Genomic DNA, 14308 nt, shown 5'->3' with positions numbered 1-14308 from the left:
GATGGTGGGACCATGGCAGGGACCGCAGGGCATGCAGTAGTAGGTGTGAGGGGATAGATGGGCGACGGTATCGGCCGCTACCGCGGCACGGAGAGCAAACTCGCGCACTGGCTGCGTCGGCGCTCGAAGAAGACCGCCGCCGACGCCCCGGGACGGGAAGATCTGCTCCTGGCCGCCGCCGCCGCGGGGCTGCCGCTGGCCCCGGCCGCGTATCCCGTCGGCTATCGATGTTCCTGCGAGCGCATGGGCTGCCCCACGCCGGCCCGACATCCCGTCTCCTTCGCCTGGCAGACCCAGTCCACCACCGATCCCGCGCAGATCGAGCGGTGGGCGCTGGGGCAGCCGGAGGCCAACTTCATCACCGCGACCGGCATGGTCCACGACGTCCTGGACGTTCCGTTGGAGGCCGGTCGCGTCGCGTTGGAGCGGCTGCTCGCCGAGGGCATCGACGTCGGCCCGGTCGCCGAGTCCGGGGACGGCCGGATGCTGTTCTTCACCGCGACCCGGGGCACCCCCGAGGACGAGGACGAGTGGTGGCCCTGCGAACTGGACTGCCACCCCGAGACGATGGACGAGCACCCGGGCATGCGCTGGCACTGCCGCGGCAGCTACGTCCTCGTACCGCCCGCGCGGCTGCCCGGTGAGGTGCGCGTCGGCTGGGTGCGCGGCCCCGAGCACCCGCTGCCCGACCCGCTGACGCTGCTGGAGGCGCTGACCGACGCCTGCGCCCGCCATGCCGAGCAGCACGACGAGCACGATCACCACTCGGTGGCCTGGCCCCTCACGCGGTAGGGCCTTACGGGGGAGCCCCCGGACGCGCGGCGTTCAGCGCGGCCGTGTCAGCGATCGGTGTCGCCGGTGCGGCCGGTGCGGCCATGCCGCGGTCGGCGCGGCCGGGTCCCGGCCGTCGGTGAGCCGGAGCGCGGCCGTCAGGAACCGGCCGCCGACGTCACACCCTGGAGCCTGGCCAGGATCGTCACCTGGTCGGCGTCCGCGCCGGCCGGCTCGACCCGGACCGCCTGGTTGGACACCCATTCCTTGGTGATCGTGCTCTTCACCTCGCCGGTCATCAGCGCCTTCACGTCCGGGCTCACCTTCGGCCGGTAGCCCTGGGCCGCGGTCTGCCGGTCGTAGAAACGGGTCGCGAAGAAGACCAGCGCCCCGCCGTCCTCGGTCGTCAGCCCCAGCGGTGCGAAGTCGCCGGAGTCCAGGGGCTGGTCGACGTACTGGGTGGAGAGCCCGAGCCGGTTGGCGAGCTTCCTGCGCTCGTCCCGCCACAGCGAGGTGTGCGCGCCGGCCGCGAAGTGCTCGGGCTTGCCGCTGTGCAGGTACGAGGAGTACTCCTCGCTCAGGTTCTTCGGCGCGACGGAGAGGGCGGCGGAGTCCGGAGCGGCGGCCTCCGCCCAGCCGTCCTTGTCCGTCTTGAACTTCGGGATGTCGCCGGGCGCGAGGATCGTCAGATAGGCGACCTCCCACAGCTGGTCGGCGCCGTTGCGGACGAAGACCAGCAGCCAGCGGTTGTCGCCCGCGCCCCCGTCGGTGTCCCGGTTGGAGTCGGTGTCCGCCACGAACCAGCGAGGCCAGCCCGCCTTCTTGGGGATCGTGAACGAGGCGTCGGCGAGTTCGAGCGGCTTGTGCTGCGCGTTGCCCTGCGGGCTGGTGACGCTGCGCGACTTCAGCCCCGCCTGGTTGATCGCCCCCAGCGCACCGGTGACCCGGCCCGCGTCCAGGGCCGGATCGTTGGCCTTGTCGGCCTTGTTGTACGCCTCGGTGAAGTCCGTCAGTGCCTGCTCGGCCTCGGACTTCGTCGCCGACGGCACGACCTCCAGCTCACCGTGCACCGTCACGCAGCCGCTGGCCGTCAGGGCCAGCACCGTCATCGCCGCCAGACCCGTCACCGGCCTTGTCGCGGCTCGACCCGCCGCCCGACCCAGCCTTCTCATCGGTTGCCTTCTGCTCCTCGACCCCCACTGACCGTCCGAACCCTACCGGGGCGAGGAACAGTGCGAGCGTCGGGACCAGGTACAGCGCCCACACCGTGACCTGGAGGACGGTCGGGTCGGGCTGGAAGTTGAAGACGCCCTTCAGCAGGGTCCCGTACCAGCTGTCCGGCGGGATCGTCGTACTGATGTCGAAGGCCTTGTCGGCCAGCCCGCCCAGGAACCGGGCCTCCTGGAGGTCGTGCACGCCGTAAGCGAGCACACCCGCCGCCACGACCACCAGGAAACCGCCGGTCCAGCGGAAGAAGCGGGCCAGGTCGAGCCGCAGGGTGCCCCGGTAGAACAGCCGGCACAGCACGATCGCGGTGGCGATGCCGAGCAGCACGGCGGCCAGCGGGCCGCCCGAGCCCGCGTCGTCGGTGGCCGCCCGCACGGACGCCCACACGAACAGCGCGGTCTCCAGGCCCTCCCGGCCCACGGCGAGGAACGCGGTGGCGACGAGCGCCCCCGTGCCCATCCGGAGCGCGGTGTCCAGCCGGCCGTGCAGTTCCGCCCGCAGGCTCCGGGCGGCGCGCCGCATCCAGAAGACCATCCAGGTCACCAGGCCGACGGCCACGATCGACAGCGAGCCGCCCAGCAGCTCCTGCGCCTCGAACGTCAGCTCCTGGGAGCCGAATTCGAGGGCGCAGCCGAAGGCGAGCGCCACGCCCACCGCGATGCCGATGCCGGTCCAGACCGGCTTCAGGGCGTCCCGCCGGTCCGTCTTCACCAGGTACGCGATGAGGATGCAGACGACCAGGCCGGCCTCCAGGCCCTCGCGCAGTCCGATCAGATAGTTGCCGAACACGTCGGGTGTCCTTTCCGGTGTTCTGGTTGGTCAGGAGAGCAGCGCCCGGCCCCACCAGTCGTCCTTGTCGCGGACGCCCGGCGGGACGGCGAAGAGCGCCGAACCCACGTGCTGGATGTACTCGTTGAGCGCGTCGTGGCGGGCCAGCCGGGTCTGCACCGGAATGAACCCGGTGCGCACGTCCCGCTGGTACGCGAGGAAGAACAGGCCCGCGTCGAGCCGGCCCAGACCGTCCGTGCCGTCCGTGAAGGAGTAGCCGCGCCGCAGGATCGTCGCGCCGCCGTTGGAGTCGGGGTGGGCGAGCCGTACGTGTGCCTCGGGCAGCATCGCCTTGAGGAACGGCTCGTCGTGCTCCGAGGCCCTGCCGACCGGGGCGCCCTCGCCCTTGTCACGGCCGAAGATGTCCTCCTGCTCCCGCAGGGGGGTGCGGTCCCAGGTCTCGATGTTCATCCGGATGCGGCGCGCCACCAGGTACGAGCCGCCCGCCAGCCACGCCGGGCCGTCCTTCTCCGACACCCAGACGTGCCGGTCGAGCGCGGCGTCGTCGGTGCCGGAGACGTTGCGGGTGCCGTCCTTGAAGCCGAAGAGGTTGCGCGGGGTCTGGGCGTCGGGCGTCGTCGACGACGTCTTGCCGAAGCCCAGCTGCGACCAGCGGACCGCCACCTTGCCGAAGCCGATGCGCGCGAGATTGCGGATCGCGTGCACGGCGACCTGAGGGTCGTCGGCGCAGGCCTGGACGCACAGATCGCCGCCGCTGCGGGCCCGGTCGAGGTTGTCGCCGGGGAACGCGGGCAGCTCCGCCAGGGCGGCGGGCCGCCTGTCCGCGAGTCCGAAGCGGCCGTCGAACAGGGACGGGCCGAAGCCGATGGTGAGCGTCAGCCGGGACGGCTTGAGCCCCAGGGCCTCGCCGGTGTCGTCCGGCGGGGCCTCGGCCGGACCGCCGTACGCGCCGTCACCGACCTCGTGGCCCGCGGTCATCCGCTCGGCGGCCCGTGTCCAGTCCTCCAGCAGCCGCGCGAGCTCGGCACGGTCCTTCGTTCGCACGTCGAACGCGGCGAAGTGCAGCCGGTCCTGGACGGCGGTGGCGACACCGGCCTGGTGCGTGCCGTGGAAGGGGACGGCGGCCCCGCTGCCGGCGGCGAGTGCGGACGGGGCCCCGCCACGGGTCACGGCGGCCACGCCACCCGCGCCGGCGGCGCCGAGCGCGAGCCCGGCACCGCCCCATCCGAGCAGCGCACGCCGGGACGGCGCCGGTCCGCCCGCGTCCGCCGCCGGGGCCACCCGGCCGGTGCCGTCGGCCGGGGCCGCCCCGTCCCCGCCGTGCGTTCCGCGCGCCCGCGCCATGCCGTCCACGGCCGTCGTGTCGTCCTTCTCCGTCACGGGGGCCTACTTCACGACCGCGGCGGCCAGCTTGGAGAGCGGCTCGGCGAGCGCGTTCACGCCGTCCGACAGCTCCTTGCGGTCCGCCTCGCCGACCTTGTCGTAGGAGGTGAACTCGTAGGAGTTCTTGTCCGCGCGGTACTTGTCGAGCAGCGCGTCGAGCGCGGCGAACTGCTTGTCGAGGTCGGCGACGAGCTTCGGGTCGTTCTTGGACGCGACCGGCTTGAGCAGTTCGTACGACGTGTGCGCGCCTTCGACGTTCGCCTTGAAGTCCACCAGGTCGGTGTGGGAGTAGCGCTCCTCCTCGCCCGTGACCTTGCCGGTGGCGACCTCGTCCAGCAGCTCCTTGGCGCCGTTGGCCATGGAGGTGGGCGTGATCTCCGCCTTGCCGACCCGCTTGACCCAGTCGGCGAGGTCCTTGTCGAGGGAGTCGGCGAGGGCCTTGGCGTCGGGTCCGAGCTTCTTCTCCTGCCACAGGGCCTTCTCCAGGCGGTGCCAGCCGGTCCACTTCTGGCCCGGCTCCAGGCCGTCCTCGCGGATGTCGACCTTCGGGTCGATGTCGCCGAAGGACTCCGCCACCGGCTCGGTGCGCTCCCAGCCGATGCGGGAGGCGGCGTACGCCTTCTTGGCGCCCTCGACGTCACCCGCGCGCACGGCGTCCGTGAACGTCTTCACCTTGGGGAGGGTCTCGTCCGCCTGCTGCTGGACGTACTGGCGGTACGCGGCGACCGCGGCGTCCATCTCGGGGGAGCGGGTGGTGCTCCTGCCGCCGGTGGCCCTGACCTTCTGCCGGATGCCATCGCCCTTCATGCCGGGCTTGCAGGCGATCTCGTAGTCGCCGGCCTTCACTTCGGCGGTGATGTCCGCCTTGGTGCCGGGGCCGATGTTCTCGCGCTCCGTGACGATGCGGTCGTCCGGGAAGAGCAGGTAGACCTCGGTGACCTTGGAGCCCTTGTTCTCCACCGCCAGCCGGACGTGCCCGGCCGGGAACTCCTTCCTGGACACCTCGCAGGAGTCGTCCTTCGCCGTCACCTCGATGGTGCCGTCGCCGCCCTTGGCGTCGCTCTTCTCGGCGCAGCCGGTGAGCGCGGTCAGAGCCGCCACGGCCGCGGTGGCGGTGACGACGGAGAAGCGGGCGGGTCGCATGCGGGCTCCATGGAGAGGCGGGGGTGGGGTGAGGCGGACCTAACTTAATCGAGCCTTACCTGGCCGAGACCCCCTCGTCCAGTGATTCGGCTCTCACGTCCGCGGCGAGGACACGGCCCGGACACAGCGCTCTCATGACGGAGTCACAGGAGGGTCAAGTGCCGGTCAAGGAGGCGGTTCTGTCCCTTTTGGGGATGATCGGCGGTGCGCCGTTACGGGGACGCGCCGCTAACCTCCACCGGCTGCCGGTACACCGCGCTCGACAGCTCGACAGCTCGACAGCTCGACAGCTCGACAGCTCGACAGCTCGGCGCGCAGCACGTGTACTCCTTTCCCCGGGGCCGTCCGGCAGGGTGCCGCGACAGGGGGTCCGTACCGCCGACACGGCGGTACGGACCCCCTGTCGCGGCTACCCTGCCGACATGGACCAGATCGTGGTGGCGGCGGGCACGGCCCTGGTGGGCGCGATGGCGACGGACGCCTGGCAGCAGGCGCGTACGGCGGTGCTGGCGCTGTGGCAGCGCGTGCACCCCGAACGGGTACCGGTCGTCGAGGCGGAGCTGGAGGAGGCGCGCGGGAACCTGCTCGCGGCCCGCGACACCGACGACAACGCGGCCGAGGAGGCTCTCGCGGTCGAGTGGCAGGGCCGGTTGCGCGCCCTGCTCCGCCGCAACCCCTCGCTCGGCGACGAGCTGCGCCGCGTCCTCGACGAGGAGCTCGCCCCGCTGCTGCCGCCCGCCGCCACGCCCTCCGGCACGGGCGTGCGGATGGAGGCGACCGCCTCCGGCCAGGCCCGGATCTTCCAGGCCGGCCGCGACCAGACCATCCACGAGCGCTGACCCGCGTGCTTGAATGCCGGGGTGAACACGCGCACCTCCGTACCCGACGCCCTTGAGGTCCTCGCCGTCTTCTGCGGTGGCGACGGGCGGCACGGCAATCTGCTCGGAGTCGTACGCGACGGCCGCGTCTGCCCCGACGAGGCGTCCCGGCAGGCGTTCGCCAAGGAGCTCGGCTTCAGCGAGACCGTGTTCGTCGACGACCCGGAGCGCGGGACCGTCGACATCTACACCCCCGGGCTGCGCCTGCCGTTCGCCGGGCATCCGCTGGTCGGCGCGGCCTGGCTGCTCGACCTGGAGACGCTCGACACCCGGGCGGGTGAGGTGTGGGCCCGGCAGGACGGCGAGTTCACCTGGATCACCGCGCCGGCCGCGTGGGCGGCGCCCCGGACGCTGCGGCAGTACGGCTCGGCCCGGGAGGTGGAGGCGCTGGAGGTCCCGCCGCCCGGTGAGTGGATCTACGCCTGGGCCTGGGAGGACGAGTCGGCCGGCCGGATCCGGGCCCGGGCCTTCCCGGGACGTGGCGACGGCATCGAGGAGGACGAGGCGACCGGCGCGGCCGCGCTGCTCCTGACCGACCGGCTCGGCCGCGCGCTGAACATCACGCAGGGCCGGGGGTCGCAGCTCCTGACGGCGCCCGCGCCGGACGGCACCATCGAGCTCGGCGGCCGCGTCCGGCACGCCGAGCCGCCGCCGGTACCTACGCGCTGAGCGGGAACTCCTCGGCCAGCTCGCGGAAGACCGCGCCGTTGAAGTCGAAGGCGCGTCGGCACTCGTCGATGATCCGCTGCTTCTCCAGGTCGTCGGCGTTCACCCGGTCCAGCAGCTCCCGGTAGCCGCGCTTGAACGCGGCCGGGTTGGGGATCTGCTCGAAGACGTAGAACCGCACCCCGTCGCCCTTGCGCGCGAAGCCCCAGGTGCGCTCCGCCTTGTCGCGGATGATCTGGCCGCCCGAGAGGTCCCCCAGGTAGCGGGTGTAGTGGTGCGCCACATACCCGGCGGGCCAGGTCCGGGCGCACTCCTCGACCCGGTCGGCGTACCCGGCGGTGGCGGGCAGCGGAGCCAGCCCCTGCCGCCACTTCGGCCCGCGCAGATGGGCCAGGTCGCGCTCCAGCTCGGCGGTCCGGAACAGCTCCGGCTGTATGAACGGTCCCGCGACCGGGTCGCCGGCCAGCGAGGAGGCCGCCTCCTCCAGGGCGCGGTACACGAACCACAGCTGCTCGGTGTAGCGGGCGTACGCGTCGACGCCGAGGCGGCCGCCGAGCAGATCGCTCATGAAGGCCGAGCTCTCCGCCTCCGTGTGCTGCTCGTGCGACGCGGTGCGGATGAGCGTGGAGAACGGGACGACGGTGGCGCTTGCGTCCAAGGCGGGCCTCCGGGGACCGAGGGGGACGGGAGCCGACGACGGGAGGCGCCGGTGATGACAGCAGCGCCGCCATCACCGCCGATCTTCCTGCTTAGGGTTACCTAAGTCAATCCTTTCCCGACTGTCTGTCGGTAAAACGGTACCCGCCTCGGGGGTCAGGGCAACGTGAGGATCTCGGTCCCGGTCTCGGTCACCACGAGGGTGTGCTCGAACTGCGCGGTCCGCTTGCGGTCCTTGGTCACGACCGTCCAGCCGTCGTCCCACATGTCGTACTCGTGCGTGCCCAGCGTCAGCATCGGCTCGATCGTGAAGGTCATGCCGGGCTGAATGACCGTGGTCGCGTGGGGGGAGTCGTAATGCGGAACGATCAGACCCGAGTGGAAGGACGAGTTGATCCCGTGGCCGGTGAAGTCGCGCACGACGCCGTACCCGAAGCGCTTGGCGTACGACTCGATGACCCGGCCGATGACGTTGATCTGCCGGCCCGGCTTGACGGCCTTGATGGCACGGTTGAGGGACTCCCGGGTCCGCTCCACCAGCAGCCGCGACTCCTCGTCGACGTCCCCGCACAGGTAGGTGGCGTTGTTGTCACCGTGCACACCGTCGATGTACGCCGTGACGTCGAGGTTCACGATGTCGCCGTCACGCAGCACCGTCGAGTCGGGGATGCCGTGACAGATGACCTCGTTGATCGAGGAGCACAGCGACTTGGGGAAGCCCCGGTAACCGAGCGTCGAGGGGTAGGCGCCGTGGTCGCACATGTACTCATGGGCGACCCGGTCCAGTTCGTCCGTGGTCACGCCGGGCGCGATGTGCTTGGCGGCCTCCTCCATCGCGCGCGCGGCGATGCGGCCCGCGACGCGCATCCGCTCGATGGTGTCGGAATCCTGGATCTCCGGCCCGGTGTACGGCTTCGGGGCGGGCTTCCCGACGTACTCGGGGCGGCGGATGGCGCCGGGAACGGAACGGATGGGGGAGAGGTCCCCTGGTACGAGCAGCGACTGGCCAGACATGTCAGCGAGTTTAACCAGCGGCCGTGGGGCAGCATGGCGGCAGAGGAAGGAGCCGAGATGGCCCTGTTCAAGAAGCGCACCGCAGGAAAGCCGGGGGAGTGGTACTACTGCCTCCAGCACAAGAAGGTCGAGGAAGGCCCGGACTGCCCGGCGAAGAACCGTTTCGGCCCGTACACGTCGCGTGAGGAGGCCGAGCACGCCATGGAGCGCGCCAGGGAAAGGAACCTGGAGTGGGAGACGGACCCGCGGTGGCACGACGCCCCCTCGTCCGACGAGCCGGACCGCGGCACCCCGGGCACGCCCTGACGCCTCCCGGCCGCCGGCGCCCGCCGGACACGACCCGGGGCGCCCCTGTGGCGCGCGGCCGCGCCTGATCCCGGACCCGGCGCCTTCGGCGTCCGCCCGCCCGTGGACCGTTTCCCGGGCGGGCGGCCGTCAGGCGACCGGGTCCGTCGCGGCCTCGCGGGCGGCGCGACGGCGCCGGGCGTCCTCGTCGGTGGCGGAGTCGTACGTCAGCAGCTTCGGCAGCACCGCCGCCAGCAGGCCCACCGAGGCCAGGCACGCCAGCCCGCCGCTCCATATCGCCGGACGGGTGCCGGTCCAGCCGGCCATCGCGCCGGCCCTGACCTGCCCGAGCTGCGGGCCCACGCTGTACGAGAGCACCTCTATGCCGGCCAGCCGGCCGCGCAGCCCCTCCGGGATGGTCTGGTTCCAGATCGTCGAGCGGCCCAGACCGCTGAGCATGTCGCCCGCGCCCGCGAAGGCCAGGCACAGGAGCACCAGCCACACCTGGGAGAACCAGCCCGCCGCGGCGATCGCCAGGCCCCAGCCCGCCGCGCCGAACACCACGAACAGCCCGTGCCGCCGCACCCTGGTCGTCCAGCCGCTGGTCAGGCTCAGCAGCAGCGAGCCGACCGAGCCCGCCGCGTACATCAGGCCCAGCGACCACTCGGCGTCCAGGTCGTCCGCGAGGAAGGGGAAGATCGTGTTCGGGTAGGCGAAGAACATCGCGGCGAGATCGATCGCGTACGTGCCGAGCAGCACGGGCCGCGACCAGGCGTACCGCGCGCCCTCCGCGATGGAACGCAGCGACGGCTTCTCCGCGTCGCGCGCGGGAGGCGCGGGCGACAGGCGCAGACACAGCAGTACGGAGACGGCGAAGGCGCCCACCGTGGTGGCGTACGCCGTGGCGTGGCCCGCGTACGCCACCACCAGGCCCGCCAGCGCGGGGCCCGCGATCGCGCCCATCTGCCAGCGCAGGGCGTTGAGCGCCGCCGCCGCGGTGAGCTGGTCGTGCGGCACGATCCTGGCCATCAGGGAGTCCAGCGCCGGGCGCTGCAGACCCGCCAGCGCGGAGACCCCGGCCGCCACCACGTACAGCGGCCAGAGCAGGGGGGTGGGGAGGGCCGCGTTGACCAGCAGGATCACCGCCAGCAGACCGAGCCCCGCCTCGGTGAGGAGGATGACCTTGCGGCGGTCGACGGAGTCGGCCAGCGCGCCTCCGTACAGACCGAACACCACCAGCGGGACCAGTTCGACGGCGCCCATGACCCCGACCGCGAACGGTGAGCCGGTCAGGTCCTTGATCTGGAGCGGCAGCGCGATCATCGCCATGAAGCTGCCGAAGTAGGTGACGAGGCCCTGCACCCACAACAGCCGGAAGTCGCGGGAGGAGCGCCAGGGCGACAGATCGGGCAGCAGGGCGGAGAGCTTCGAGGTCACGAGGGCTCATCATGCGTGGTGACGGTTGGCCGGGGCAACCGAATACCGGCGCCCGGGCGGCACCGGCCGGCCCGGGCGGGCGTGCTCGCGGCCGGGCGCCGTCCAGGGGAGTGCGGGTGGTGCCGGGCGCTACCAGCGGGCCGGCGGCGGAGCCGTCAGGAGGTCGGCCAGACGGGAGAGGCGGTCCTGGAACCGCCGACGGCCGCTTGGCTCCGCCGGTGCGTCGTTCTCGCCCGTCGCCGCGCTCACCAGGTGCTGCACCGTCTCCAGGTCCACGCCCGCCGCCGGACCCGGCGGCACGCTCAGCGCCTCGTGCGCCAGACCCGCCATCTCCGTCCCCCCGCCGCCGTCCAGCGACAGCACCGTCGCCCCGGCGCGGCGCGCGTCGTGCACCCGCTCCAGCAGCCCGTCGCACGGCCGCTCCGGCGCCACCACCAGCAGGGTCGTGCCGCGTCGGGCCGCCTCCAGCCGGCCGAGCCCCACCGCCAGATGCGCCGGAGCGGAGGGCTCCACCCGGTGCCGTACGAGCGTGGGGGACAGCTCCGGCCGCCCGGACCAGGACGCCTCGTCGGTCAGGTGCGCGGCCAGGTGCCACGGTTCGTACCGGGCCGTGCCCAGCAGCAGCAGGCCGCCCCCGTGCGGCACCACCGACGCACGCAGCACCCCGGCGAACCGGCGGGCCGCCGTCGGCCACTCGGTCCCGGCGAGGACTTCACGCAGCAGTGCGACGCGTACGGCATCCATGGCGCCGCATCCTGCCCCGGAACGGGCGCCCGCAGAGGCGATTTCGCGCCATGTCACCCACACGTGGTGACGGCACGTGGCAGGGCGTGGCACGTAGTGTCGGGACCATGACTACTCATGACAGTGTTCAGAAGCCCGCCGCCAAGGACCCGTGGGACCTGCCGGACGTCTCCGGCCTGGTCGTCGGCGTACTCGGCGGTACCGGGGACCAGGGGCGCGGCCTCGCCTACCGGCTCGCCAGGGCGGGCCAGAAGGTGATCATCGGGTCCCGCGCGGCCGAGCGTGCCGAGGCGGCCGCCGCCGAGCTCGGCCTGGGCGTCGAGGGCGCCGACAACGCCGCGTGCGCACGGCGCAGCGACATCGTGATCGTCGCCGTGCCGTGGGACGGCCACGCCAAGACGCTGGAGTCCCTCCGCGAGGAGCTGAGCGGCAAGCTCGTCGTCGACTGCGTCAACCCCCTCGGCTTCGACAAGAAGGGCGCCTACGCCCTCAAGCCCGAGGAGGGCAGCGCCGCCGAGCAGGCCGCCGCCCTGCTGCCGGACTCGCGGGTGACCGCCGCCTTCCACCACCTCTCCGCCGTGCTGCTCCAGGACGAGGCGGTCGAGGAGATCGACACCGATGTGATGGTGCTGGGCGAGGCGCGGGCCGACACCGACATCGTGCAGGCCCTGGCCGGCCGTATCCCCGGCATGCGGGGCGTCTTCGCGGGCCGGCTGCGCAACGCCCACCAGGTCGAGTCGCTCGTCGCGAACCTGATCTCGGCCAACCGCCGCTACAAGGCGCACGCGGGCCTGCGCCTCACCGACGTCTGAGCCCCCGGCCCCGCCCGGGACCGTCGGGAACCGTAGGGCCGAAGGGGGCCGCGGCACCCCGGGACGCCGGCTCCGGCCGGGGACGTCCGGCCCGCGTCCGCGAGCCGCCGGGCATGGGGGACACTGGTCGGGCACCATCAGCCGTACCCGGACAGGAGCCGACCCCCATGCCCCGCCTCGCTCTGTACGCCCTCGTCGTCTGCGTCCTCGCCGTCGTCGCGGCCGTGCTCTCCTTCGTCGAGGGCCGCTGGATCGGCATCGTGTGGGTGCTGCTCGCCGGCCTCTCCTCCAACATGGCGTGGTACTACCACCGCCGCGCGAAGGCCGTCACCGGCTGAGGAGCTCCTCGCAGTCCGGGTTCTGTTCCTGCCAGAAGCGGTAGAGGTCCTGCCCGCAGTACGTCTCGGCCTCATGGATGCCGAGACCGCGCAGCACCGTGTCGATCGCCTCGAAGAAGGCCTGGTTCACCTCGGGGATGAAGAGGACCACGAAGACCGCGAGCAGGCCGAACGGCGCGAACGGCTCGATCTGCCGGCGGATCCGGTGGGAGAGCCAGGGCTCGACCACTCCGTAGCCGTCCAGACCGGGCACCGGCAGGAAGTTCAGGATCGCGGCCGTCACCTGGAGCAGGGCGAGGAACGCCAGCGCGAAGCGGAAGCCGTACGGCACGCCGTCCAGCGCGTCCAGCCAGAAGGGCGCCGTGCACACGACCGCGAACAGCACGTTCGTCAGGGGACCGGCCGCAGAGACCAGGCTGTGCTTCCAGCGGCCGCGGATCCGGTCGCGCTCGATGAAGACCGCGCCGCCCGGCAGACCGATACCGCCCAGGACCACGAAGACCACCGGCAGCACGATGCTCAGCAGCGCGTGGGTGTACTTCAGCGGATTGAGCGTCAGATAGCCCTTCGCGCCGATGGTGATGTCACCGCCGTGCAGCGCGGTACGGGCGTGCGCGTACTCGTGGAGGCAGAGCGAGACGATCCACGCGGACGTCACGAAGAGGAAGACCGCCAGACCGGGGCTGGCGGAGAAGCCCGTCCACACCGCCCACGCGGTGACCGCCATGACGGCGGCGATCCCGAGGAAGACCGGGCTGACCCGCCGGTCGCTGTGGCGGGAGGCGGCAGTGGTCATGAGCGGGGCTCCTGGGGTCGGGGGCGGTGCGGAGAGACCGTACCGGACGGGGGGAGAACGTTCCGGGCCGCAGGGTGAGTTCCGTGCGGCCGGCGGCCGTCGCGGACAATGGGCCCGTGCTCATCTCCGTACTCGGTACCGCCCAGGCCCGGCACCCCGACGGCACCGCCGTGCCGATCGGCGGCGCGCGGCTGCGCGCGCTGCTCACCGCGCTCGCCCTGCGCGCCGGACGCTCCGTACCGGTCGCGGCGCTGGTCGACGAGGTGTGGGACGGCGACCCGCCCGCCGACGCGCCCGGCGCGCTCCAGGCCCTGGTCGCGCGGTTGCGGCGGACGCTGGGGCCCGGCGCCGTGCTCTCCCTCGACGGCGGCTACCGGCTGGGCGCCGACCCGGACGATGTGGACCTGCACCGCTTCGAGCGGCTCGCCGGGGAGGGGGCGCGGGCGCTGGAGGCGGGGGACCCGGCGGGGGCGTTGGCCGTGCTGGACGACGCCCTGGCCCTGTGGCGGGGGCCGGTGCTCGCGGACCTGCCCGGCAGGGCGGCCGAGGCGGCCGCCTGGGAGGCGCGGCGCAGGGGCGTCCAGGGCTCCCGCCTCAGGGCCATGCTGGCGCTGGGGCGCCCGGAGGAGACGCTGCCGGAACTCGCCGCGCTGTGCGGTCTCTCGCCGCTGGACGAGCCGCTGCAGAGCCTGCGCATCCGCGCCCTGCGCGCCGCGGGCCGGCCCGCGGAGGCCCTGGCCGCCTACGAGGCGGTACGCCGGGAGCTGGCCGCCCGGCTCGGTACGGACCCCGGCCCGGAACTGCGCGCCCTCCACGCGGAGCTGCTCGCACCGGACCCGGACCCCGCCCCGGCACCTGCCGGGGGGCCGGACCAGGGGCCGGCGGCGGACCCCGTGCCGGGCCGGGAGCGGGGCGGGGCGGGCGCCCGGCCCGCGCGGGGCAACCTGAGGGTCCGGCTCACCAGCTTCGTGGGCCGGGAGGCCGACATCGGGGCCATCCTGGACGACCTGGGACGGGCCCGGCTCGTCACCCTGCTCGGACCCGGCGGGGCGGGCAAGACCAGGCTGTCGCAGGAGGCCGCCGAGCGCGGCGCCGACGGGTGGCCCGACGGGGTGTGGCTGGCGGAGCTCGCGCCCGTCACCGACCCCGAGGCCGTGCCCGAGGCCGTGCTCACCGCCCTCGGGGCCCGCGAGACCGTGCTGCGCGGTGCCGGTGCCGAGGGGCTGCGGGCGGTGGAGGGGCACGGGGGTGATGCGTTGGCGCGTCTGGTGGAGCATTGCGCGCGGCGGCGGATGCTGGTGGTGCTGGACAACTGTGAGCATGTGGTGGGTGCGGCCGCGGTGGTGGCGGAGCGGCTGGTGGGGGTGT

16 protein-coding genes are annotated in these 14308 nt (G+C 73.1%); 7 read left to right on the top strand and 9 right to left on the bottom strand.

What is annotated here, in order from left to right:
- Positions 1-57 precede the first annotated feature (57 nt).
- Positions 58-792, top strand: a complete 735-nt coding sequence (locus PUR26_RS12375) for a bifunctional DNA primase/polymerase (protein WP_329872049.1) — start codon at positions 58-60, stop codon at positions 790-792.
- Positions 793-929: 137 nt separating this feature from the next.
- Here the strand turns inward: PUR26_RS12375 and PUR26_RS12370 are convergent, their stop codons facing one another.
- Genes PUR26_RS12370 through efeO form a run of 4 tightly spaced genes read right to left on the bottom strand, consistent with a single transcriptional unit; the run spans position 930 to position 5313 of the window.
- On the bottom strand, positions 930-1943 hold the full coding sequence (locus PUR26_RS12370; protein WP_329872048.1) for a hypothetical protein: 1014 nt from the start codon (positions 1941-1943) through the stop codon (positions 930-932).
- On the bottom strand, positions 1831-2787 hold the full coding sequence (gene efeU, locus PUR26_RS12365) for an iron uptake transporter permease EfeU (RefSeq protein ID WP_329872046.1): 957 nt from the start codon (positions 2785-2787) through the stop codon (positions 1831-1833). The genes PUR26_RS12370 and efeU overlap by 113 nt, the downstream gene beginning before the upstream one ends.
- 30 nt (positions 2788-2817) lie before the next feature.
- A complete protein-coding gene (efeB, locus tag PUR26_RS12360; RefSeq protein WP_329872044.1) occupies positions 2818-4167 on the bottom strand; it encodes an iron uptake transporter deferrochelatase/peroxidase subunit in 1350 nt (449 codons plus the stop codon).
- Positions 4168-4173: 6 nt separating this feature from the next.
- Complete coding sequence (gene efeO / locus PUR26_RS12355) at positions 4174-5313, bottom strand: iron uptake system protein EfeO (RefSeq protein WP_329872042.1); 1140 nt, start codon at positions 5311-5313, stop codon at positions 4174-4176.
- Between the two features lie 422 nt (positions 5314-5735).
- On the opposite strand from efeO, the gene PUR26_RS12350 reads away from it, so the two are divergent.
- Complete coding sequence (locus PUR26_RS12350) at positions 5736-6152, top strand: hypothetical protein (RefSeq protein WP_329872040.1); 417 nt, start codon at positions 5736-5738, stop codon at positions 6150-6152.
- Between the two features lie 21 nt (positions 6153-6173).
- Entirely contained in the window at positions 6174-6860 is a 687-nt protein-coding gene (locus PUR26_RS12345; protein ID WP_329872039.1) for a PhzF family phenazine biosynthesis protein, read from the top strand.
- Here the strand turns inward: PUR26_RS12345 and PUR26_RS12340 are convergent.
- Positions 6850-7515: a biliverdin-producing heme oxygenase gene (locus tag PUR26_RS12340; protein ID WP_329872038.1), complete on the bottom strand. Its 666-nt coding sequence runs from the start codon at positions 7513-7515 to the stop codon at positions 6850-6852. The two genes, PUR26_RS12345 and PUR26_RS12340, sit on opposite strands and share 11 nt — an antisense overlap.
- Before the next feature lie 155 nt (positions 7516-7670).
- Positions 7671-8528, bottom strand: coding sequence for a type I methionyl aminopeptidase (map, locus tag PUR26_RS12335; protein WP_329872036.1), 858 nt, complete (start codon positions 8526-8528; stop codon positions 7671-7673).
- A gap of 57 nt (positions 8529-8585) precedes the next feature.
- On the opposite strand from map, the gene PUR26_RS12330 reads away from it, so the two are divergent.
- Positions 8586-8834 (top strand): hypothetical protein, encoded by a 249-nt coding sequence (locus PUR26_RS12330; RefSeq protein WP_329872034.1) that lies wholly within the window; start codon positions 8586-8588, stop codon positions 8832-8834.
- Positions 8835-8963: 129 nt separating this feature from the next.
- Here the strand turns inward: PUR26_RS12330 and PUR26_RS12325 are convergent, their stop codons facing one another.
- Entirely contained in the window at positions 8964-10250 is a 1287-nt protein-coding gene (locus tag PUR26_RS12325; protein WP_329872033.1) for an MFS transporter, read from the bottom strand.
- Positions 10251-10379: 129 nt separating this feature from the next.
- Positions 10380-10994 (bottom strand): hypothetical protein, encoded by a 615-nt coding sequence (locus tag PUR26_RS12320; protein WP_329872032.1) that lies wholly within the window; start codon positions 10992-10994, stop codon positions 10380-10382.
- Positions 10995-11101: 107 nt separating this feature from the next.
- Between PUR26_RS12320 and npdG the strand changes: the two genes are divergently transcribed.
- On the top strand, positions 11102-11806 hold the full coding sequence (gene npdG, locus PUR26_RS12315; RefSeq protein WP_329872031.1) for an NADPH-dependent F420 reductase: 705 nt from the start codon (positions 11102-11104) through the stop codon (positions 11804-11806).
- 113 nt (positions 11807-11919) lie between these two features.
- Positions 11920-12144 (top strand): hypothetical protein, encoded by a 225-nt coding sequence (locus PUR26_RS12310; RefSeq protein ID WP_329872030.1) that lies wholly within the window; start codon positions 11920-11922, stop codon positions 12142-12144.
- Here PUR26_RS12310 and PUR26_RS12305 read toward each other — a convergent pair.
- The gene (locus PUR26_RS12305; protein WP_329872028.1) at positions 12134-12940 is read right to left on the bottom strand and encodes a site-2 protease family protein; all 807 of its coding nucleotides are present in this window, start codon (positions 12938-12940) and stop codon (positions 12134-12136) included. The genes PUR26_RS12310 and PUR26_RS12305 overlap by 11 nt on opposite strands.
- Positions 12941-13056: 116 nt before the next feature.
- Here PUR26_RS12305 and PUR26_RS12300 point away from each other — a divergent pair.
- A partial coding sequence (locus tag PUR26_RS12300) for an AfsR/SARP family transcriptional regulator (RefSeq protein WP_329872026.1) occupies positions 13057-14308 on the top strand: 1252 nt, incomplete at its 3' end.

Source organism: Streptomyces sp. SP18CS02 (assembly GCF_036322365.1).
Taxonomy (GTDB): Bacteria; Actinomycetota; Actinomycetes; order Streptomycetales; family Streptomycetaceae; genus Streptomyces.
The sequence above is the reverse complement of the archived record's forward strand: the minus strand, read 5'-3'. Positions and strand labels throughout refer to the sequence as shown.

Excerpts from the sequence above, each read along its gene's own strand:
- PUR26_RS12370 (WP_329872048.1), bottom strand. The coding sequence starts at position 1,943 with ATGAGAAGGCTGGGTCGGGCGGCGGGTCGAGCCGCGACAAGGCCGGTG.
- PUR26_RS12320 (WP_329872032.1), bottom strand. The coding sequence starts at position 10,994 with ATGGATGCCGTACGCGTCGCACTGCTGCGTGAAGTCCTCGCCGGGACC.
- map (WP_329872036.1), bottom strand. The coding sequence starts at position 8,528 with ATGTCTGGCCAGTCGCTGCTCGTACCAGGGGACCTCTCCCCCATCCGT.
- PUR26_RS12305 (WP_329872028.1), bottom strand. The coding sequence starts at position 12,940 with ATGACCACTGCCGCCTCCCGCCACAGCGACCGGCGGGTCAGCCCGGTC.
- PUR26_RS12330 (WP_329872034.1), top strand. The coding sequence starts at position 8,586 with ATGGCCCTGTTCAAGAAGCGCACCGCAGGAAAGCCGGGGGAGTGGTAC.
- PUR26_RS12375 (WP_329872049.1), top strand. The coding sequence starts at position 58 with ATGGGCGACGGTATCGGCCGCTACCGCGGCACGGAGAGCAAACTCGCG.
- PUR26_RS12310 (WP_329872030.1), top strand. The coding sequence starts at position 11,920 with ATGGGGGACACTGGTCGGGCACCATCAGCCGTACCCGGACAGGAGCCG.
- PUR26_RS12350 (WP_329872040.1), top strand. The coding sequence starts at position 5,736 with ATGGACCAGATCGTGGTGGCGGCGGGCACGGCCCTGGTGGGCGCGATG.
- npdG (WP_329872031.1), top strand. The coding sequence starts at position 11,102 with ATGACTACTCATGACAGTGTTCAGAAGCCCGCCGCCAAGGACCCGTGG.
- efeO (WP_329872042.1), bottom strand. The coding sequence starts at position 5,313 with ATGCGACCCGCCCGCTTCTCCGTCGTCACCGCCACCGCGGCCGTGGCG.